The 19,994-nt window shown below is 55.9% G+C and carries 18 protein-coding genes; 11 read left to right on the top strand and 7 right to left on the bottom strand.

What is annotated here, in order from left to right; all coding sequences use genetic code 11:
• The first annotated feature begins 148 nt into the window (after window positions 1–148).
• From gyrA to MHM85_RS00740, 7 genes are all read left to right on the top strand, one after another.
• Window positions 149–2,848 (top strand): DNA gyrase subunit A, encoded by a 2,700-nt coding sequence (gyrA, locus tag MHM85_RS00770; protein ID WP_239283299.1) that lies wholly within the window; start codon window positions 149–151, stop codon window positions 2,846–2,848.
• Window positions 2,832–3,935 carry a 3-phosphoserine/phosphohydroxythreonine transaminase gene (gene serC, locus MHM85_RS00765; protein WP_239283290.1) on the top strand — a complete coding sequence of 368 codons (1,104 nt, stop codon included), beginning with the start codon at window positions 2,832–2,834 and terminating at the stop codon, window positions 3,933–3,935. Before gyrA ends, serC begins: the two co-directional genes overlap by 17 nt.
• 5 nt (window positions 3,936–3,940) lie before the next feature.
• Entirely contained in the window at window positions 3,941–5,032 is a 1,092-nt protein-coding gene (gene pheA, locus MHM85_RS00760) for a prephenate dehydratase (RefSeq protein ID WP_219861043.1), read from the top strand.
• Between the two features lie 2 nt (window positions 5,033–5,034).
• Window positions 5,035–7,317 (top strand): bifunctional prephenate dehydrogenase/3-phosphoshikimate 1-carboxyvinyltransferase, encoded by a 2,283-nt coding sequence (locus tag MHM85_RS00755; RefSeq protein ID WP_219863859.1) that lies wholly within the window; start codon window positions 5,035–5,037, stop codon window positions 7,315–7,317.
• Window positions 7,307–7,996, top strand: coding sequence for a (d)CMP kinase (cmk, locus tag MHM85_RS00750; protein WP_139527446.1), 690 nt, complete (start codon window positions 7,307–7,309; stop codon window positions 7,994–7,996). The genes MHM85_RS00755 and cmk overlap by 11 nt, the downstream gene beginning before the upstream one ends.
• Before the next feature lie 184 nt (window positions 7,997–8,180).
• On the top strand, window positions 8,181–9,860 hold the full coding sequence (rpsA, locus tag MHM85_RS00745; protein WP_139527448.1) for a 30S ribosomal protein S1: 1,680 nt from the start codon (window positions 8,181–8,183) through the stop codon (window positions 9,858–9,860).
• A 310-nt stretch (window positions 9,861–10,170) separates the two neighbouring features.
• Window positions 10,171–10,545: a histone-like nucleoid-structuring protein, MvaT/MvaU family gene (locus MHM85_RS00740; RefSeq protein WP_139527449.1), complete on the top strand. Its 375-nt coding sequence runs from the start codon at window positions 10,171–10,173 to the stop codon at window positions 10,543–10,545.
• 76 nt (window positions 10,546–10,621) lie between these two features.
• Here MHM85_RS00740 and MHM85_RS00735 read toward each other — a convergent pair whose 3' ends face one another.
• Window positions 10,622–11,467, bottom strand: a complete 846-nt coding sequence (locus MHM85_RS00735; protein ID WP_139527451.1) for a helix-turn-helix transcriptional regulator — start codon at window positions 11,465–11,467, stop codon at window positions 10,622–10,624.
• A gap of 349 nt (window positions 11,468–11,816) precedes the next feature.
• Between MHM85_RS00735 and MHM85_RS00730 the strand changes: the two genes are divergently transcribed.
• On the top strand, window positions 11,817–12,179 hold the full coding sequence (locus MHM85_RS00730; RefSeq protein ID WP_153843355.1) for a hypothetical protein: 363 nt from the start codon (window positions 11,817–11,819) through the stop codon (window positions 12,177–12,179).
• Here the strand turns inward: MHM85_RS00730 and MHM85_RS00725 are convergent.
• Genes MHM85_RS00725 through pilB form a run of 6 tightly spaced genes read right to left on the bottom strand, consistent with a single transcriptional unit; the run spans window position 12,156 to window position 17,791 of the window.
• Window positions 12,156–13,025: a DNA replication terminus site-binding protein gene (locus tag MHM85_RS00725; RefSeq protein ID WP_139527751.1), complete on the bottom strand. Its 870-nt coding sequence runs from the start codon at window positions 13,023–13,025 to the stop codon at window positions 12,156–12,158. The two genes, MHM85_RS00730 and MHM85_RS00725, sit on opposite strands and share 24 nt — an antisense overlap.
• A gap of 15 nt (window positions 13,026–13,040) precedes the next feature.
• Complete coding sequence (gene yacG, locus MHM85_RS00720; protein WP_139527455.1) at window positions 13,041–13,274, bottom strand: DNA gyrase inhibitor YacG; 234 nt, start codon at window positions 13,272–13,274, stop codon at window positions 13,041–13,043.
• A gap of 14 nt (window positions 13,275–13,288) precedes the next feature.
• Window positions 13,289–13,885 (bottom strand): dephospho-CoA kinase, encoded by a 597-nt coding sequence (coaE, locus tag MHM85_RS00715; protein ID WP_219861042.1) that lies wholly within the window; start codon window positions 13,883–13,885, stop codon window positions 13,289–13,291.
• 32 nt (window positions 13,886–13,917) lie between these two features.
• Window positions 13,918–14,763 (bottom strand): A24 family peptidase, encoded by an 846-nt coding sequence (locus MHM85_RS00710; protein ID WP_239283289.1) that lies wholly within the window; start codon window positions 14,761–14,763, stop codon window positions 13,918–13,920.
• Between the two features lie 29 nt (window positions 14,764–14,792).
• On the bottom strand, window positions 14,793–16,025 hold the full coding sequence (locus MHM85_RS00705) for a type II secretion system F family protein (RefSeq protein WP_139527461.1): 1,233 nt from the start codon (window positions 16,023–16,025) through the stop codon (window positions 14,793–14,795).
• Between the two features lie 8 nt (window positions 16,026–16,033).
• A complete protein-coding gene (pilB, locus tag MHM85_RS00700) occupies window positions 16,034–17,791 on the bottom strand; it encodes a type IV-A pilus assembly ATPase PilB (RefSeq protein ID WP_239283288.1) in 1,758 nt (585 codons plus the stop codon).
• A gap of 231 nt (window positions 17,792–18,022) precedes the next feature.
• On the opposite strand from pilB, the gene MHM85_RS18335 reads away from it, so the two are divergent.
• The 3 genes from MHM85_RS18335 to MHM85_RS00685 all read left to right on the top strand — a co-directional run bounded on the left by MHM85_RS18335 (window position 18,023) and on the right by MHM85_RS00685 (window position 19,913).
• Window positions 18,023–18,472 (top strand): pilin, encoded by a 450-nt coding sequence (locus MHM85_RS18335; RefSeq protein WP_275443247.1) that lies wholly within the window; start codon window positions 18,023–18,025, stop codon window positions 18,470–18,472.
• 112 nt (window positions 18,473–18,584) lie between these two features.
• The gene (locus MHM85_RS00690; RefSeq protein WP_153843349.1) at window positions 18,585–19,034 is read left to right on the top strand and encodes an anti-virulence regulator CigR family protein; all 450 of its coding nucleotides are present in this window, start codon (window positions 18,585–18,587) and stop codon (window positions 19,032–19,034) included.
• Between the two features lie 66 nt (window positions 19,035–19,100).
• Complete coding sequence (locus MHM85_RS00685; protein ID WP_139527468.1) at window positions 19,101–19,913, top strand: inositol monophosphatase family protein; 813 nt, start codon at window positions 19,101–19,103, stop codon at window positions 19,911–19,913.
• The last annotated feature ends 81 nt before the right edge of the window (window positions 19,914–19,994 follow it).

Raw genomic sequence — 19,994 nt, 5'->3', positions numbered from 1 at the left:
ATCGACTGCCCTTGATGCGTATGCAGTGGTATGATGGCCTGGTCTCTGCGCGCCGTCTTCCCGTGCTAAGTCTCGTACGGCAAAAGACGGCATTTTCAAGCGCTTTCAACTCTCGCAGTGCCAATGCAGTGCAAAGGATCTGACTTTCATGGGTGACATCGCCAGAGAAATCTTGCCCGTCAATATTGAAGACGAGCTCAAACAGTCGTACCTCGACTATGCGATGAGTGTCATTATCGGTCGCGCGCTCCCCGACGTGCGCGACGGCCTAAAGCCCGTTCACCGGCGTGTGCTGTTTGCCATGCACGAGCTGGGCAATGACTGGAACAAACCGTACAAGAAGTCGGCGCGTGTCGTCGGCGATGTCATCGGTAAATACCACCCGCACGGTGACAGTGCGGTGTATGACACCATCGTCCGTATGGCGCAGCACTTCTCCATGCGCCATGTGCTGGTCGATGGACAAGGTAACTTTGGCTCCATCGACGGTGATAACGCGGCGGCCATGCGTTATACCGAGGTGCGCATGGCGCGCCTGGCCCACGAGCTGCTGGCGGATCTCGAAAAAGATACGGTCGATTGGGTCGACAACTACGACGGCACCGAGCGCATTCCAGACGTACTGCCCACGAAAGTCCCCAACCTGTTGATCAACGGGTCGTCGGGGATTGCGGTGGGCATGGCGACGAATATTCCGCCCCACAACATGCGGGAAGTGATCGACGGCTGCTTGGCGCTGATCGACGACTACACGCTCTCGGTGGATGACTTGATGCAGTACATCCCCGGGCCGGATTTCCCCACCGGGGGCATCATCAACGGGCGCGCGGGCATTCTCGATGCCTATCGCACTGGCCGCGGGCGTATTTACGTGCGCGCTTGCCACACCATCGAGCACGACGATAAAACCGGCCGCGACCATATCATCATCACCGAGCTGCCGTATCAGGTGAACAAAGCGAGGCTGATCGAGAAAATTGCCGAGCTGGTCAAAGAGAAGAAGATCGACGGCATTGCCGAGCTGCGCGACGAGTCGGACAAAGATGGCCTGCGCGTGGTGATCGAAATCAAGCGCGGTGAATCCGGCGACGTCGTCGTCAATAATCTGTTTGCGCAAACCCAGCTGCAGAACGTGTTCGGCATCAACATGGTGGCGCTGGAAAACGGCCAGCCGCGGACGCTCAACCTCAAAGAGATGCTCGAGGCGTTCATTCGCCATCGCCGCGAAGTCGTCACACGGCGGACGCTTTTCGAGCTCAAGAAAGCCCGTGAACGAGGCCATCTGTTGGAAGGTCTGGCCGTGGCCATCTCTAACATCGATGAAGTCATCGAGCTGATCAAGGCCTCTCCCAATGCCGCGGAGGCGCGAGAAAAGCTGCTGGCGAAAGTGTGGCAGCCGGGGCAAGTGACCGCCATGCTGGAGCGTGCGGGCGCGACTTCTTGCAAGCCAGAGGACTTGGAAGAGGGCTTTGGCCTCAACCCATCGGCCACGGAGTATCGGCTCTCCCCCGCCCAAGCGCAGGCGATTCTAGAGCTTCGTCTGCACCGGCTGACCGGGCTGGAGACCGAGAAGCTGCTCGATGAGTACCTCTCGATCCTGGAAAAGATCGCCGAGTTTACCGAGATTTTGGCCTCCGCCGATCGCCTGATGGAAGTCATCCGCGAAGAGCTGCATGCGGTGCGTGACCAGTTCGGCGACGATCGTCGCACGGAAATTCAGGCCAGCCACCTGGACCTTTCCATCGAAGATCTGATCGCGGAAGAGGACATGGTGGTGACCGTCTCCCGTTCGGGCTACGCGAAGACGCAGCCGCTGTCGGATTATCAGGCGCAGCGCCGCGGTGGTCGTGGCAAGTCGGCGACGTCCATGAAAGACGAAGACGTTATCGAGCACCTGCTGGTGGCCTCGACCCACGACACCGTGCTGCTCTTCTCCAACCGCGGCAAGGTGTACTGGCTGAAAGTATACGAGATGCCCAACGCCAGCCGCGGCTCGCGGGGCAAGCCGTTGGTCAACATGCTGCCGCTGGAAGAGGGCGAGTCGGTCAACGCCATTTTGCCGGTGCGCGACTACGATCCGGAGCACTACATCTTCTTCGCCACGGCCAAGGGTACGGTGAAGCGCACCAGTCTCGAACAGTTCTCTCGTCCGCGCAGCGTGGGCTTGATTGCGATCGACCTGGAAGAGGGCGATCGTTTGGTAGGGGCGGCGATTACCTCGGGATCGGATCACGCCATGCTACTCTCCTCCAACGGTAAAGCGATCCGTTTCGAAGAGGGCAACGTGCGCGCCATGGGCCGTACCGCCCGCGGCGTGCGTGGCATGCGTCTCGCCGATGAGGCGGAAGTGATCAGCCTGATCATTCCCAAGAGTCAGCAGATCGATGCCGAAGCCGATACCGACGCAGATGTGGATGCCCCAGAAGAAGCCCTTGCTTCAAGCGAAAGCGAGGGCCAGATATATATCCTGACGGCCAGTGAGAATGGATACGGCAAGCGTACACGCCTCGAAGAGTTCCCGCTGCGCGGCCGGGGTGGACAAGGCGTCATCGCCATGCAAACCAGTGAGCGTAACGGCTCGCTAGTGGCGGCGATGCAGGTCTACGACAGCGACGAAATGATGTTGATCACCGATCGTGGTACGTTGGTACGTACCCGCGTAGAGGAGGTCTCCATCACCTCCCGAAACACGCAAGGGGTCATGCTGATTCGTTTGGGGAAAGAAGAGAAATTGGTGAAAACCGTTCGCGTGGACGAGCCTGAAGAGACGGATGACGTAGACACGGGCGAACCAGCAGACGCAGACAATGGCGCACAGGAACCGGGAACCGATGACACGTCATTATAATTTTTGTGCAGGGCCCGCAGCCCTGCCTAGCGCCGTACTCGAGCGCGCCCGTAGCGAGCTGCTGGACTATCAAGGTCGCGGCTTGTCGGTCATGGAGATGAGTCACCGCAGCGACGAGTTCGTTGCGATTGCAGAGCGCGCCGAAGCCGATCTTCGTGACCTGTTAGCCATTCCTAGTCACTACCGCGTGCTCTTTCTTCAAGGCGGCGCGAGCATGCAGTTCTCGATGATTCCGATGAACCTGCTGGGCCAAGGGGGCAGTGCCAATTTCATCCAAACGGGGATTTGGGGGAAGAAAGCGCTGAATGAGGCCAAGCGACTGGGTTTTGCCTGCCACGTCGCGGCCAGCAGCGAGGCAAATGGGCATACGGCCGTCCCGGGTGAGGAATCACTGACGATCAGCGATGATGCGGCTTACTTGCATTACACCTCCAATGAAACCATTGGAGGGTTGGAGTTCGACTATATCCCGCAGGCGATTCGAGTAGATGGCAACGACGTGCCGCTGGTGTGCGACATGTCGTCGAACATCCTCTCTGGCCCCATTGATGTCAGTGAGTTTGGCGTCATTTATGCGGGCGCTCAGAAGAACATTGGTCCGGCAGGTTTGACCATCGTTTTGGTTCGCGATGACCTGCTGGGAAGCGCGCCCAGCACCATCCCGTCACTATTCGATTATCAACTGCTGGCGGAAGCGGGTTCCATGGTCAACACGCCACCTACTTACGCGTGGTATTTATCGGGCCTTGTTTTTCAATGGTTGAAAAACGATGTGGGTGGCTTGGAAGCGATGGATGCGAAGAATCAGCGTAAAGCGCAAAAGCTATACGCCGCGATCGACGGCAGTCGTTTTTACAGCAATCCCATTGCGCGACAGAACCGTTCTCGTATGAACGTACCGTTCGTACTGGCAGATGAACGTCTGGACGCGCTGTTCTTACGGGAGGCCGACGAGGCTGGGCTGCTCAACTTGAAAGGGCATCGTAGCGTAGGCGGCATGCGCGCTAGTTTGTATAACGCCGTTCCCGAAGAGGCGGTCGATGCTTTAATTGCCTTCATGGCGGATTTCGAACAACGAAGAGGCTAACCAACATGTCCGATACGCCGATCCATTTAGACGACTTGCGTCAACGTATCGACCAGTTGGATGGCGATATTCTGCGCTTGATCAGTGAGCGAGCGAACTGTGCTCAGCAGGTCGCTCATGTGAAGCTTGCTCAAGATAAAGATGCCGTCTTCTATCGTCCTGAGCGGGAAGCGCAGGTGCTGCGACGCATCATGGCGCTGAACAAGGGACCGCTGGACTCCGAAGAGATGGCTCGCTTGTTCCGTGAAATCATGTCGGCCTGCCTCGCGCTAGAGCAGCCGGTCAAAGTGGCTTACCTCGGCCCAGAAGGCACATTTACCCAGCAAGCCGCGCTGAAGCACTTTGGTGAAAGCGCGGTCAGCTTGCCCATGGCCGCGATCGACGAAGTGTTTCGTGAAGTGGAAGCGGGCGCGGTGAATTATGGCGTCGTCCCGGTGGAGAACTCCACCGAAGGCGTCGTCAATCATACGCTCGACACCTTCATGGAGTCGTCCATCAAAATTTGTGGCGAAGTGGTGCTGCGTATTCATCATCATTTGTTGATCAGCGAAACCACGCGTCAAGACAAAGTATCGCGGATCTATTCGCATCCGCAGTCATTTGGCCAGTGCCGCAAATGGTTGGACGCGCATTATCCCCACGCCGAGCGTGTGCCGGTGTCGTCCAACGCAGAAGCAGCGAAGCTAGTGAAAACCGAGTGGCACAGCGCTGCGATTGCTGGGGACATGGCCGCCAAGCTTTACGGTTTGGAGCGCATCGCCGATAAAATCGAAGACCGTCCGGATAACTCCACGCGCTTTTTGATCATTGGCAATCAAGATATTCCCATGTCGGGTGAAGACAAAACCTCCATCGTCGTGGCCATGCGTAACCAGCCGGGTGCGCTGCACGACCTGTTGGAGCCTTTTCATCGTCATAAGATCGATTTAACGCGTATCGAAACGCGCCCGTCACGTACGGGGGTTTGGAACTACGTTTTCTTCATCGATTTCAAAGGCCACCGCGACGAGCCACAAGTGGCGGCGGTACTAGAAGAGGTGCGTCTGCGCGCATCCGAGCTTCGCGTGTTGGGCTCCTACCCTCAGGGCGTGCTGTGACAGTGTCGGCGCGCTCGAGTAAGCACACTCCCTGCCTCGAATCACGTGTGCTGATAGTGGGTCTTGGATTGATAGGAGGGTCATTGGCCGCTGCGCTTCGCGTCGACGGCTATCAGGGCCATGTCGTGGCCTGCGATCCCAATCCAGATGAGATCGCGCTCGGCATCGAGCTTGGGATCGTCGATTCTGGGGGCACTCGGCTTGACGAGCTGCTCGAAGGCGTCTCAATGGTCGTCCTGGCAGTGCCTGTGCTGGCTATGGAGAGCGTCATGGCCCAGTTGGCCGCGGCGCTCCCTCGTGCGGCTCGCGACGTCGTCATTACCGACGTGGGCAGTACCAAGGCAACGATCCGCGAGTGTGCCGAGCGGGTCTTTGGCAGCATGCCGCCTAACATGGTGCTAGGTCATCCTATCGCAGGGTCCGAAAAGAGCGGTGTGGCGGCGGCCAACCCCACGCTGTATGTGAATCATAAGGTGATTTTGACACCGGAGCCCAACGTCGACGAGCAGGCGCTGATGCGAGTAGAAGCGTTATGGCTGGCCTGTGGCGCGGACGTTCTCCACATGAGTGTGGAGCGCCATGACCAAGTATTGGCGCGCACCAGCCATCTGCCCCACCTGTTGGCCTTTTCCCTGGTGGATACCCTAGCGCGTCAGGATGAGCGGCTGGATATTTTTCGTTATGCCGCAGGCGGGTTCCGAGACTTCACGCGCATTGCGGGCAGCGATCCGGTCATGTGGCGGGATATTTTCATTGCCAACCGAGAGGCAGTGCTATCGTCGCTGGATGATTTTGAGGCCGGTCTAAAGCGTCTGCGTCAAGCCGTGGAGGAGGGGGATAGCGATGCACTCATCGCCACCTTCGACCGGGCCAGTCATGCGCGTCACTATTTCGATACGTTATTGAACAAAACCAGTTATCAGGCGGAATATCATATGCAACCACACGGTAAAGTGACTTATCGGGTGCAGCCAGGCGGCAAGGCGCAGGGGCGCTTGCGCGTGCCGGGCGATAAATCCATGTCCCACCGCTCGATCATGCTAGGCGCTCTGGCCGAAGGCGTGACGGAAGTCAAAGGCTTCCTGGAGGGCGAAGATAGTCTGGCCACCTTACAGGCCTTTCGTGAAATGGGGGTGGCCATCGAAGGCCCGCACCAGGGGCGCGTGACCATTCACGGTGTTGGTATGCACGGTCTCAAGGCGCCGGCAGGCCCGCTGTATGTAGGTAACTCTGGCACCGCCATGCGCCTGTTTGCCGGGCTGCTGGCGGGTCAGGCGTTCGATAGCGAATTGACTGGCGATGAGTCGCTAACCAAGCGTCCAATGGGCCGAGTGGCCGACCCGCTGCGCCTGATGGGCGCAATGATCGACACCGCCGAAGGCGGTCGCCCGCCGCTGAAAATCCACGGTGGCAAAGCGCTGAAAGGCATTCACTACGATATGCCCATGGCCAGCGCCCAAGTGAAGTCTTGTCTGCTGCTCGCGGGGCTTTATGCCGAGGGCGAAACCCGTGTGCGTGAGCCGGCGCCGACCCGTGACCATACCGAACGCATGCTCAATGGGTTTGGTTATGAGGTGTCCCGTGAAGGCGATACCTGCTGGCTGCAAGGCGGCGGCCGACTCACTGCAGGGCCCATCGACGTTCCCTCCGATATCTCTTCGGCGACGTTCTTTCTCGTCGCTGCTGCGATTACGCCAGGCTCCGATATCGTTTTGGAGCACGTGGGCATCAATCCGACGCGGATTGGCGTTATCAATATCTTGCAGCTCATGGGCGCTGATTTAACGCTTCAAAACGAGCGCGAAGTGGGAGGCGAGCCGGTTGCCGATATTCGTATTCGTTACGCGCCTTTGAAAGGCATCGATATTCCAGTCGATCAAGTGCCGCTGGCCATCGATGAGTTCCCCGCGCTGTTCATTGCGGCGTCCAATGCGTACGGGACGACGCGCCTGCGCGGCGCAGAAGAGCTTCGCGTGAAGGAGTCCGACCGTATTCAGGCAATGGCTGATGGCCTTGCGGTGCTTGGCGTTGAACATACGGTGGTAGAGGATGGTATCGACATTGTCGGTAACGGCAATGACAGTGGCCCGAGCTATGGCGGTGGTCGTATCGATAGTCTGGGCGATCACCGTATTGCCATGGCGTTTGCCATTGCGTCGCTACGTGCGGGTGCCGAGATCATCATCGATGACTGTGCCAACGTGGCGACCTCGTTCCCCGATTTCGTCGCGCTCGCTCAACGGATTGGGATGAGCGTCGAGGTGGAGGGTGCCAATGACCACTAAGGTACCTGTGCTGACGATCGATGGCCCCGGCGGTGCCGGTAAAGGCACGATTAGCAGCCTCGTGGCCGAGCGGTTGGGTTGGCATCTGCTGGATAGTGGGGCGCTTTATCGTTTGACGGCGCAAGCCGCCGTCAAACATGGCGTCTCGTTGGAGAATGAGGCGGCACTGGCGAGTATCGCGGCATCGTTGGATGTCGAGTTTCCGGTAGAGGATGGCTTGCCTTGCACGCTCTTAGAGGGTGAGGACGTTGGTCGCGCCATCCGTACCGAGCAAGCCGGTGAACGCGCCTCCAAGGTGGCCGCTTTGCCGCAAGTGCGTTCGGCACTGCTCCAGCGCCAGCGCGATTTTTGTCAAGCGCCTGGGCTCGTGGCAGATGGGCGCGATATGGGAACGGTCGTCTTCCCCGATGCCCCCTTGAAGATTTTTTTGACGGCCAGTGCCGAAGAACGGGCACGCAGACGGTATCTACAGTTGCAGGAAGCAGGGGTGGATGCTAGTCTGTCGAGTCTTTTAAAGGAGATTCAGGCACGCGATGCACGCGACACGCAGCGCAGTGTGGCTCCTCTCAAGCCGGCAGACGATGCCATCACGCTTGATACCACGCGCCTGAGCATACCGGAAGTGGTTGATCGGCTGACCGAACTGCTTGCCCAACGCGGCATGGCTGACGGCATTTGATTCTCCCTTGCGGCGTTTTTGGAAAGGTGTCACGACGTGGCAGGGCGACAGCCTCATCTCAGTGAGCCCGGTCAGGTCTAACCAGCGCTAACGCCTCCAAAAGCTGAGTGACATTAGGCCCGTACTCGCTGGTGGTACGGAGAAGGCAGTTATGCCTCAACAACGTTGATCACGTAGGAAAACCATGAGCGAAAGCTTTGCTGAACTGTTTGAACAGTCTCTTAACGACATCAACATGGAGCCAGGCGCCATCGTCGCGGCTCAGGTTGTCGACATTGACGGTGACTGGGTTACCGTTAACGCGGGTCTGAAGTCCGAAGGACAAATTCCTGCGGCACAATTCCGCGATGAAAACGGTGAACTGACCATCGCCATCGGTGACGACGTTCACGTTGCATTGGAAGCCGTCGAAGATGGTTTCGGTGAAACACGTCTGTCCCGTGAAAAAGCCAAGCGTGCAGAAGCTTGGAAGATTCTGGAAGCAGCCTTCGAGAAAGACGAAATCGTCAAGGGCGTGATCAACGGTAAAGTCAAAGGCGGCTTCACTGTCGACGTCGACTCTATCCGTGCCTTCTTGCCGGGCTCTCTGGTTGACGTTCGTCCGGTTCGTGACACTGCGCACCTGGAAAATAAAGAGCTGGATTTCAAAGTCATCAAGCTCGATCCGAAGCGCAACAACGTCGTCGTATCGCGTCGTGCCGTGCTGGAAGCAGAAAACAGCGCCGAGCGTGAAGCGCTGCTGGCCACTCTGCAAGAGGGTCAGCAAATCAAAGGTATCGTCAAGAATCTGACCGATTACGGTGCCTTCGTTGATCTGGGCGGCGTCGATGGCCTGCTGCACATCACCGACATGGCGTGGAAGCGCATCAAGCATCCGTCTGAAATCGTTGCCGTTGGCGACGAAATCAACGTCAAAGTGCTGAAGTTCGACCGTGAGCGCAACCGCGTATCACTGGGTCTGAAACAGCTGGGCGAAGATCCGTGGGTCAACATCAAAGACCGTTACCCGGAAGGCACCAAAGTGCACGCGGTCGTCACTAATCTGACGGACTACGGCTGCTTTGCTGAGCTGGAAGAGGGTGTCGAAGGTCTGGTTCACGTGTCCGAAATGGACTGGACCAACAAGAACATTCATCCGTCTAAAGTCGTTCAAGTGGGCGATGACGTTGACGTGATGGTTCTTGATATCGACGAAGAGCGTCGTCGTATTTCTCTGGGTATCAAGCAGTGCACTGCTAACCCGTGGGAAACCTTCAACGCCGAGTACAACAAGGGTGACCGTGTTTCCGGTACCATCAAGTCCATCACTGACTTCGGTATCTTTATCGGTCTTGAAGGCGGTATCGACGGTCTAGTTCACCTGTCCGACATCTCCTGGACTGAAACAGGCGAAGAAGCCGTTCGTAACTTCAAGAAGGGTGATGAAGCAGAAGCGGTTATTCTGTCTATCGACCCGGAGCGCGAGCGCATCTCCCTGGGTATCAAGCAAATGGATTCCGATCCGGTTGCCGAGTACCTGTCTGTCAACGACAAGGGCAGCATCGTGACTGGCCGCGTTGTGGAAGTTGACGCCAAAGAAGCGCACGTTGAGCTGGCGACAGACGTTATCGCTATCCTCAAAGCCTCTGAAATCAGCGCTGACCGTGTTGAAGATGCACGCAACGTTCTGAATGAAGGCGACAGCGTCGAAGCGCGCATCGTGAGTGTCGATCGTAAGAGCCGTCAGATCAATCTGTCGGTGAAAGCGAAAGAGCAAGACGATACTCGTCAGAACTTGAAAAAACTGCGTGAGCAAGAGCCGGAAGCTGCCGGCGGCCCGACGACCATCGGTGATCTGATCAAGCAGCAGATGGGTCAAGACTAATTCATTAGTCTATTGCCTATGAAAGCGCCGCCCCTAAGGGCGGCGTTTTTTTTAGCAAATATTTATTTTGTCTCGTTCTGAGTGTTTGTTCGGTATTAATCGCGGTGTTTTTTTGAAAAAGTGGCTTTAAGCGTTACCTCGTTGTCGAAGTTGTCGCTTAAAAAAATGTTTAGTAAGTAGGTCAAAATCAACTAGACTGTTGTCAATTAGCATAATTAAGGCAATAATGTCATCGCATCCTGAACTCGTCGGTATTGAGTTGTCCAGCTGAATACCATTGCCGTTGAATCTAAGCAGAAAGGGACCCCTCATGTCTTTGTTAAACGACTACATCCAGAAAGAACAACAGCTCAAGCAGCTACAAGAAGAGTTGCAGCGCTTAGAAGGTGATCAGCGTCTTAAGAGCGAGCTAGAATTTAAAGCTAAACTTGAAGCATTGATGAACGAGTTTGGTAAACGTCCTGCCGACGTCATTGCGCTGCTCGACCCTTCAGCGGACCAGCGTGTCAATGCTAAAGCACCTGCCTCTGCCTCACGCCGCAAGCGTCGTTTGAAGATTTACAAGAACCCGCACACGGGCGAAGTCATCGAAACACGTGGCGGCAACCATAAAGGGCTGCGTAGCTGGAAAGACGAACACGGTGACGATACCGTCGAGTCTTGGCTCGTTCGTATGGAAGATTAAGGTCGCCGTACCGGCACTTCTGCAAAGAAGTGCCGGATTTGCTTAAAGGGTAATGAAAGAACGACGTGCCAAAACGCTATAAGCCCTGGCAGTACTCTAAGGGAACGCGTAGCTCTAAATGACTTGGGTGCCATAGCACTCTTGGTGGCTCGCCGCTGATTTGAAACGCCTCTTCTTGTTGAGTGACGCGACAGAGGGTGGAAGCCAATACATCAGAAAGCTGTTCGAATTGCTCAAAGCGACTGCTGGCATAGTGTTGAGCAGGCGAGTCTACCCTTCGATAAGCCAATGGAAGTGCCAAATTTTCCATGGTTGCTGTGGGTTCTAAATAGAGGCCAACATCGGTTCTTGCTTTGCTATGGTGCTGTGACGTATCTAATGCAGACACGGTGTCGGCCAGTAGGTCTGGCAAAGCAACGGTCGGCGTGGCACGTCCCAGCTGTGCCTCAAAGCAGCTTAGGTGACTAGCGTGGTGTTTTTTGTTTCCCAGCCCTAAGATGGTGTCGGGCGCTTCATAGACACGCATAAAAACGGCCTGGCGCGGGCGGCTCTTCTCTATAGAAGTGATAAACTGATGTCGATGGGCAGTCAAATGTCGCATACCGCTGAGTGCCTGGCGATAATGCCGTGGCGTTAGCTGGTAGCGTCTTTGAAAGGCTCTCGAAAAAGAAGAGTGATTGACGTACCCGCAACGTAAGGCGATGCGAGCTATATGATGCGACGTCAGCGATAATAAAACGGCGGCGCGCTCCAAACGACGTTGCTCTCGGTAAGCACTTGGGGATAGATGAAAGCATTGTCGAAATTGTCGGCGTACCTGCGATGCGGAATAGCCCAGGTGATTGGCTAAGTCTTCGATACTCAATGATTGATCGAGCGTGTCCTGTAGCCAGATTTCAGCTCGTGACATGGCAATGAACATTATCTGGCCTCCTATGCGTCAGTCATACAGGTCAGTATTTGCCTGTAGAGCACCGTCCCGGTGCGTATGGTGCAAGTGCTGGTAGCTCTTCAGCCCAATTCTCTGTGCAGAATGTTGAGGAGAGAGCTAATATTCATGGCGTCGATAGCGCAAAATGTCACCATTGATACGCTATCGGTAAACCACTGTTACCGATTAGTGTTGCTAGAACGGTATTGTCTTTATGCTGCTAAGCTCAAGCAAAGGCAAGTTTGCTCTGCATGTTTACGCGTTTGTGCACAGTTTTTCGTGAGATTGACCTATTAGGCAGACGTATCGACCATTTCTGTAAGGTGTAAATGAAACATCAATGAAATATCAAAAGGTTCAAAAGCAACTGGATGAGCGTGAAAAGCTACGTAAATTTCGTGAGCTGGATGACGCCTTTGCGCAAGCACTGCGTCAGTTGGACGATCCTGATAGTGATGTTGATATCCCCACTGGGCCGCCTGTGCGCTCGTTAGAGGCACTTGAAGCGGATGATCAGGCAGCGCACGAAAGAACGCAGCAAGCGCGCTTTGCAGAGCGCCTGACAGCGCTCATGATCGAATACGGTCAGTCAGACCGTGAAGTGAAAGAGCTCATCGAGACGCTACTTGCTTACGGTTTATGGGAAATAGATCAGTTACCGGTGGTAAAAAGTGATCCACTAGCGGTAGCGGTAAACGCGTAAGCTAGGCAAAAACACATCACTTTCTAACTTTTCATCCCGCCGTTTGGCTCGTGTTCGGTGTGCAGGTGGTTCTGAAGGAGGCGCCTTTATGTGTGGCAGGCGTCCTTCGTGGGCAGGCACGATCAGCGGCATGGCAATATTTAGCGCCCGCCGCGTGTGTCCGTCTTCGAGAGGCTCTGTATAAAAGAGGTTAGCCCGCATCAAAGGCGCCTGATTCTGTACCTGAGCCAATGGCTCACTACTGGGAATGCCAGCGAGCTTACGTAGCTGTATGCGAACGTGCGGGGCATCGCTATCGAGCTGCAATAGCTTCTGCTCTGCTTGCTGGACAGTAATGCGTTTGATGGAGCGTCCGCTGCTGTACCACGCTAACCGAACTCGCGCGACAGGCGCATCGGCAATGGGAAGTTGACGCCAGCACTGTTTTAAATGTAAGCGCGCCATCCCCCCTTGGCGTAGCACACTATCGACCCCTGGGTGACGTTGAGGAAGGCGTCGTTTTACTTCACTGAGCCCACTTGGCTGACTTTGCTTGATCCGTTGCAGTAGGGCCCTAATGGTGCTCTTGACCGTATTAACCGCGTTGAAGGCGTCCATCAGTGGCTCATCTGCGGCAATGAGGGCAATGTAATTACGTGTTTCTCGCCCGTCTTGATCTTGCTGATGCCACATGTCGAGCAGTGCGTTCCTCAACCAATGGGGATCACTGGTGCCTTCCAAATGCCATGTCGGAGGTGTGCGGGTTTCATAGAGCGTTGCAGCACGATGAATGGCCGCCGTTAGCTGGTCGAAGTGAGCATCCAGTTCATGCAGCAACCGGTAGTGCGCAGGCGTGGCGTTAGGCATGGGCAAGGGGGCGACTCAAGTGAGTGGTGCGTCTTTATCGGCTTGCGCCAAAAGCGTTTCGATATCGGCCTCATCCATGGCGGACTCTCCAGATATACGGTGCGACTCTTCAGCCCAAGCCCCAAGATCGAGAAGTTGGCACCGTTTACTGCAAAAAGGACGATAAAGACTATTGGGTTCCCAAACTACCCGTTTGCTGCACTGCGGGCAATCGACCTCTAGAGGGGCGTCATTGGCGGGAATCGTCACAGGGTAAATCTCCTTCAAGTTATAGGGTCTCGATACTGCCGGTCCAGTGCGAGCACTTGGCGGCGGGTGTCGTCACGCCCCCGGCTATTATCGATAATATCGTCGGCACGAGCGCATCGCTCGTCGCGGGGTAGTTGGGCGGCGAGAATAGCACGCACCTGCTGTTCGCTCACATGATCCCGGGCCAACGTGCGCGCAATCTGCTCGGCTTCGGAGACATCTACGACGAGCGTGCGATCTACTAGCGCGTCCTGCCCGGATTCGAAGAGTAGTGGAGAGACAAGCAACACATAAGGCGAATGAGCCCCTAGCCGCGTTAGGTGCTCAACCAACCGTTCACGGATGCGTGGATGGGTGATGGATTCCAACCAAACACGCTGGTTGGCGTCTTCAAAAACGATGTCGCGCAGTGCGGCTCGGTGCAGGGTGCCGTCTTCGTGCATTACCTCGGGGCCAAAGCGTTCGATGATGGCATCGAGCGCTGGCTCGCCAGGCGCCACGATGTCACGCGCTACGTCATCGGCATCCACCCAGCCTATCCCTAACTCTCCGAACAGGCGGGCAACGGTCGATTTGCCTGAGCCAATACCGCCAGTAACGCCAATAATCATGTCATCCCTTGAGTGAAAAGTGACTATGTCGGTCAGTAGAGCAAAGCCAAATAGAGCGCCATGAGATCATCCCCCACGAGCAAGCCCACCCAACCCGCCAATGCCAAAAAAGGCCCAAAAGGCATGGCTTGGCCACGTAGCCTAGGCATCAGCATTTGGACCACTAGGCCAATGAGCGCCCCGAGTCCTGCCGATACGATAAGCAATAGGGGAAGCATACTCCACCCTAACCACGCGCCCAATGCGGCTAGGAGTTTGAAGTCCCCGTAACCCATGCCCTCTTTGCCCGTCACGAGCTTGAAGAGCCAATAAAAGCTCCACAACACGAGATAGCCAGCCATCGCTCCCAGTACAGCACTCGATAGCATGACGGGCTGGTACAGAAGTTGGTAGGCCAATCCTGCCCACAGTAGCGGCAGTGTCAACATGTCTGGCAGCAGATAAGTACGCAAATCGATGACTGCCAATGCCAGCAGTGTCATGCAAGCAGCGTAGATCCACAGGCTCGATAGTTGCCAGCCATGCAGTGCCAGAACGGTAACTGCCAGCACGCTTCCGATGAGTTCAACGATGGGGTACTGAGGGCTAATACGCGTTTGACAGTGCGCACAGCGCCCGCGGCGTTTTAGCCAACCGATCAGTGGCAGATTGTCGTGCCATGCAATCGCGTGCTCGCAACGAGGACACATCGAGGGTGGGTAAGCGAGATTGAAACGCGGGGTAGACTCTGTTGGTTGTTCTAGCGAAGCGAGCGCCTCGTTTCGCCACTGTCGCATCAGCATGACCGGCAGTCGGGTGATCACCACATTCAGAAAGCTACCCAAACATAGGCCCATCATTCCTGCAAAAAACGTCAATAGTAGTGGCGGTAAACCCATGGTGCTCCTAACAGATTGAGTGGCGCGCTTTATAGCGCCGTGCCGATTTCGAAAATGGGCAGATACATCGACACTACGACACCGCCAACCAGGGCGCCAAGCACGACAATGATGATGGGCTCCATGAGTGACGTCAGCGCGTCGACTTTATTATCGACTTCCTCTTCGTAATAATCTGCTACGCGGTTGAGCATTGCATCGAGCGAACCGGCCTCTTCACCGATGCTCACCATTTGAACGGCGAGGGCGGGGAAACGGTTCGTCATCCGCATGGCAAAATGTAGCTGCTGGCCCGTCGTCACATCCTGGCGCACTTCATTGATGGCTTTGATATAAACACGATTATCGGCCGCTCCGGCGGCGGTTTCTAGCCCCTCGATCAGCGGTACCCCAGAAGCAAAGGTCGTGGCAAGCGTGCGCGTGAACCGCGACACCGCAGATTTATGCATGATATCGCCAATCACCGGGAGCTTCAGTAGCAGGGCATCGAGCCGATACGCCACCTTGGGAGAGCGGCGAGAGGCCGTTTTCAACAGCATGACGCTGCCGACGAGGAAACCCAAAGCGTGCAGCCAGTACTGCTGGGCCAGATCAGAGAGATTGACGGTGAATTGTGTCAATGCGGGTAGCTCGGCGCCAAAACCTTGAAACATGCTTTCGAACTCAGGTACCACTTTGATCAGCAGCAGCATGGTTACCCCCACGCCGATGGCCATGACCGATGTGGGATACCAAAGGGCTTTTTTAACCCGGTTTTTGAGCGACTCGACTTTCTCTTTGTAGCTGGCGATGCGTTCGAGCATCTGATCGAGCGCGCCAGCCTGTTCACCAGCATCCACCAAATTGACGAACAGACGGTCGAACTGCTTGGGGTGTTTGGCCATGGCGCTGGAGAGACTGTCCCCCGAGGAAACGTCTTCCATGATGTGTTGTGTCAACGCGACCATTGCAGGCTTCTTCAAGCTTTCCGACACGGCCTGAAGTGCCTGCAAGATAGGAATGCCAGCCCGCACCATGGTCGCCATTTGGCGAGCGAAGACCATGATATCGACATTGGTGACTTTGCCTCGTCCGCTGAAGCTGCTGCGTTTTTGAATTTTGCTGGCCACGATGCGCTGTTTCGCCAGCTGCTCGACGATCTCGGCTTTGGTGCGACCAATCAGCTCGCCTCGCATGGGGCGATCCTGCGGACCTTTGCCCGCCCACTTCCAGCGATGAAGCGGCGCGGGTTTGTTGGCGCGGCGTGCCTTGGCTTTAGCCATGGGCGGCGTTACTCCTTGCTGATACGATTGACTTCTTCCAGGCTGGTGCTGCCATCCAGAACTCGGCTCAAGCAGCTCTGATACAGGCTAGGGTAACCTTCGCGGCGTGCCTGCTGGTCGATCTCGATAGCGTTGCCATCGCGCATGATCAGTTGGCGCATGTCATCGGTAATCGGCACCACCTCGTAAACGCCTAAACGCCCTTTGTACCCCTGGGTGCACTGCTTGCAGCCCACCGCTTTATAGATCGTCGCGTTGCGGATATCTTGCTGAGTGAAGCCTGCTTTACGAAGCGCCTCCGCCGGAATGTCGGCTGGTGTTTTACACTGATTACACAGTTTGCGTGCTAGTCGCTGTGCAATGATCAGGCTGACCGAGCTGGCGATGTTATAGGTAGCCACCCCCATGTTCGCGAGACGGGTCAGCGTTTCCGCCGCCGAGTTGGTATGCACGGTAGAGAGCACCAGGTGGCCGGTTTGGGCCGCTTTGACCGCAATTTCTGCGGTTTCCAAATCGCGAATTTCCCCCACCATGACCACATCTGGGTCTTGGCGCAGAAATGCGCGCAGCGCACTGGCAAAATTGAGCCCGATTTTAGGCAGCACGTTGACCTGGTTGATGCCCGATACTTTGATTTCGACCGGATCTTCAGCGGTGCAAATATTGCGTTGAACTTGGTTCAAGATATTGATGCCGGTGTAGAGCGTCACCGTTTTACCGCTACCCGTTGGTCCCGTCACCAAAATCATTCCTTGGGGCTTTTTTAACGCATACTCATAGGCGGCCTGCTGTTCAGGACTAAAGCCGAGCTGGTCGATCCCGAGCTGAGCGGACGTAGGATCCAAAATCCGCAGTACGACTTTTTCCCCCCATACCGTGGGTAGCGAGTTCACCCGAAAGTCGATAGAGCGGGTCCGTGACAGTTGCAGCTTCAAGGCGCCATCTTGTGGCAAGCGGCGCTCTGAAATATCCAGTCGAGACATGATCTTCAAGCGGGCCGCAATGCGGTGGCGCAGCGCAAAAGGTGGTCGCGCGATTTCGACCAACATGCCATCGATACGGAAACGCACCCGGTACTGCGTTTCGTAGGGCTCAAAATGAATGTCCGACGCGCCTCGGCTGATTGCATCGAGCAGGATTTTATTGACGAATTTAACGACTGGCGCGTCATCGCTATTTTGAGCGGCTTTGTCGAGTTCGACCTCGTCTCCATCAGCGTGCTGAACGATATTGAGCGCGCTGACGGCATCATCGATATTTTCCAGCTCATCGAGCATGCTGCGCTCGTTCTGCGCTAGGTACTGCACTAGCGTATTGCGCAGTTGATCGGCAGGCGCCAGAACGCCATCCACACTCAGCCCTGTGGCGAACTGCAGCTCATCGAGCTGGGTCAATGTGGCCGGGTAGGGCACGGCGACGGTCAGGCGGTGACCGTGACGAGCCAGAGGCAAAATATCCAGCCGCTCGAGTATTTTGACGGGGTAGTCGCTGGCAGGCGGTAGTGCGCTGACACGTATGGCTTCGAGATCCACCACCGGCAAGCCATATTCCCACGCAGCCGCCACCGCTGCGGCATCCGCATCGACCAAGCCACTATCGATGACATGTTGCAGTAGCGATATCTCGAGTTCAGCCGCCGTGGTCTCTGCAACGGTCGCTTGCGCATCCGTTAAAAGACCATGCTTGACCAGGCGCTTAGCAATGCCTCGCAACCCTCCATTGAGGGCCGCATGGCTAAGCGTCGACTCTGGGGCGGTTTGGCTCATGGCGTACTCGGAAGCTAAAGAATCGTGCTGAGAGTTGTACCATATTTGCCTGACGTGAGGTACTGACGAGGTGCTTGCAACGTACCCAAATAGGCTGAAAAAACGTCGATGAGCGGTTGAGAAACCTGGTTGCCAACCCTAAGGCGGTAGGCTAGTGTAAGCCGTATGTTAGGCCTAGGTTCACTTACCTTTGGTCTGCTGATGACTCTACCACTGCAAGGGAACCCCGCAATGCAAACAATCCAATCCAACCAGCCCCGTCGCTTCAAGCAGCAGGGCTTCACCCTCATCGAGCTGCTGATCGTTGTGGCGATTATTGGTGTGCTTGCTGCTGTAGGGGTGCCTCAGTATCAGAATTATGTTGAGCGTGCTGAGCTCACAGCTGAGTATGGGGAATTGAACTCGTATAGGGCTTTAGTAGAGGCTGAAGCAGTGTCCAATAATACTTCTCAAGATGATGTAGCAAGCGCCCTTGGAATCCCAACTGCTTTACCTGAAGACGGCAGCGAAAATGTAGCTTTAACCTCCTTTGGTGGAGAGGACAGCCAAGCAGTATTAAGTTCGGAAAACTTTACTTACACACTGTCGGATAACGCATGGAATTGTGATCCAGTAGCGGGTTCAACGGCCGCAGGGTTGGCTACTTCAAACCCATCGCAGCTACCGCAGGCCTGCCGCTAAGTCATTCTATAAGCCGCTTACCTCAAGCGGCTTTAATCTTTCCACACTCTCTGCGCAATTGCCTTTTACACTCAAAGCTCCTAGCTAGAATTACTGTCTTCAGGAGCTTGCGATGAAACCCATCACTTTAGGCATTGTGATCACCGCGCTACTTTGGCAAACCTCTGCGATGGCTCAGCCTGCCCATGCGCCAGCCCACGGTGCGCGCCAACACCACGATCAGCGATCCCATGAGCACTCGTCGCGCCACGAAGAGTCTCGCCGACATCATCAGCGGGATTATCGCTCGGTCGATTTGCCACGTATCAACGAGCGTGAGCTGCTTCGCTTATTGAGTCAGTACGATGCGCCCCGTGCCGAGCCGTTGCCGCCGGGCATTCAGCGCCAATTAGAGCGCGGTAAGCCGCTGCCGCCTGGTATCGCCAAGCGCTTTGATGGCCCGCTTGCCAACCAGTTACCTCGATACCCTGGCTATGAGTGGGAGCGTGTTGGCGCGGATGTGGTGTTGATCGAAGCAGCCACGCGTGTCGTGGTCGACGTGCTGGTCGACGCACTGCGCTAGCCGCCGAAAAGAGCAGCGTTTATGCTAGTTTATGTGTGATGTACCTCATAAACAGCAGGAGCACTTATGGCGAACGTTTCCTTGGAAGAGCGCTTGGCGCTGGCCATATCGATTGCGGAAGAAGCAGGGCAGATGATTCGTCATGCTCGTGACCAGCAATCATTTAGCCAGCGGTTAAAAGCGGGGATAGAGCTCGTGACCGATGTCGACGTTGCCGTCGATAAGCTCATCAGTGAGCGATTAGACGCGCACTTTCCCGGGGAAGCACGCCTTAGCGAAGAGTTGCGTCCTGAGGAGGCCTTACACAACCCCGCCGAGCAGTTATGGGTAGTGGACCCCATCGATGGTACGGTGAATTTTGCCCAAGGGCTTCGTCACGTTGCCGTCTCGATTGGATGGATCGAGCAGGGTGTCGGCAAAGTGGGGGTGGTACACGCGCCGTTTTTGAACGAGACGTTCAGTGCCGCTCAGGGGCTGGGGGCATTTTGCAATCAGCGGCCTATAGCACCAAGTCATGCAGTGTCCCTCGACAATACGTTGGTAGCCACTGGTTTCCCCTACGATAAAGCTGCCCGTAAGGCCCTGTTGCCTCGTTTGGAGGCGGCGCTGACCCATTGCCAAGACGTACGACGTAATGGCTCTGCGGCGCTGGATATTTGTGACGTGGCCTGCGGACGTTTAGACGCCTACTACGAAACCGTCTCCCCCTGGGATTTTGTCGCTGGCTGGGTCATTGCCCGTGAGGCAGGCGCACGCGTGGGGCATCTGGTAGACATACCCAAGGAGGTGCCGGCCGACCTTTATCCTGAACAGCTCTTGATCACCACGCCGAAGGTGTATGATGCAATGGCCAAGCTGTTAAAAGAGTCGGATCGTTAGCGGCCTCTTGGACGCATCGGCAACCATTTGAAAAGAAAGCGCAAAAAGGGCTTTTCATTTGGCTAATAAAGCGCTAGTATA

It is taken from the genome of Halomonas sp. McD50-4, assembly GCF_022348135.1.
Classification (GTDB): domain Bacteria; phylum Pseudomonadota; class Gammaproteobacteria; order Pseudomonadales; family Halomonadaceae; genus Vreelandella; species Vreelandella piezotolerans.
Note: the sequence above shows the minus strand (reverse complement) of the source record. Positions and strands in the feature narration are given on the sequence as shown.

What these genes read in the sequence shown, in the direction of transcription:
- gyrA (WP_239283299.1), top strand. Translation starts at nt 149, where the DNA reads ATGGGTGACATCGCCAGAGAAATCTTGCCCGTCAATATTGAAGACGAG.
- serC (WP_239283290.1), top strand. Translation starts at nt 2,832, where the DNA reads ATGACACGTCATTATAATTTTTGTGCAGGGCCCGCAGCCCTGCCTAGC.
- pheA (WP_219861043.1), top strand. Translation starts at nt 3,941, where the DNA reads ATGTCCGATACGCCGATCCATTTAGACGACTTGCGTCAACGTATCGAC.
- cmk (WP_139527446.1), top strand. Translation starts at nt 7,307, where the DNA reads ATGACCACTAAGGTACCTGTGCTGACGATCGATGGCCCCGGCGGTGCC.
- rpsA (WP_139527448.1), top strand. Translation starts at nt 8,181, where the DNA reads ATGAGCGAAAGCTTTGCTGAACTGTTTGAACAGTCTCTTAACGACATC.
- MHM85_RS00740 (WP_139527449.1), top strand. Translation starts at nt 10,171, where the DNA reads ATGTCTTTGTTAAACGACTACATCCAGAAAGAACAACAGCTCAAGCAG.
- MHM85_RS00735 (WP_139527451.1), bottom strand. Translation starts at nt 11,467, where the DNA reads ATGTTCATTGCCATGTCACGAGCTGAAATCTGGCTACAGGACACGCTC.
- MHM85_RS00730 (WP_153843355.1), top strand. Translation starts at nt 11,817, where the DNA reads ATGAAATATCAAAAGGTTCAAAAGCAACTGGATGAGCGTGAAAAGCTA.
- MHM85_RS00725 (WP_139527751.1), bottom strand. Translation starts at nt 13,025, where the DNA reads ATGCCTAACGCCACGCCTGCGCACTACCGGTTGCTGCATGAACTGGAT.
- coaE (WP_219861042.1), bottom strand. Translation starts at nt 13,885, where the DNA reads ATGATTATTGGCGTTACTGGCGGTATTGGCTCAGGCAAATCGACCGTT.
- MHM85_RS00710 (WP_239283289.1), bottom strand. Translation starts at nt 14,763, where the DNA reads ATGGGTTTACCGCCACTACTATTGACGTTTTTTGCAGGAATGATGGGC.
- MHM85_RS00705 (WP_139527461.1), bottom strand. Translation starts at nt 16,025, where the DNA reads ATGGCTAAAGCCAAGGCACGCCGCGCCAACAAACCCGCGCCGCTTCAT.
- pilB (WP_239283288.1), bottom strand. Translation starts at nt 17,791, where the DNA reads ATGAGCCAAACCGCCCCAGAGTCGACGCTTAGCCATGCGGCCCTCAAT.
- MHM85_RS18335 (WP_275443247.1), top strand. Translation starts at nt 18,023, where the DNA reads ATGCAAACAATCCAATCCAACCAGCCCCGTCGCTTCAAGCAGCAGGGC.
- MHM85_RS00690 (WP_153843349.1), top strand. Translation starts at nt 18,585, where the DNA reads ATGAAACCCATCACTTTAGGCATTGTGATCACCGCGCTACTTTGGCAA.
- MHM85_RS00685 (WP_139527468.1), top strand. Translation starts at nt 19,101, where the DNA reads ATGGCGAACGTTTCCTTGGAAGAGCGCTTGGCGCTGGCCATATCGATT.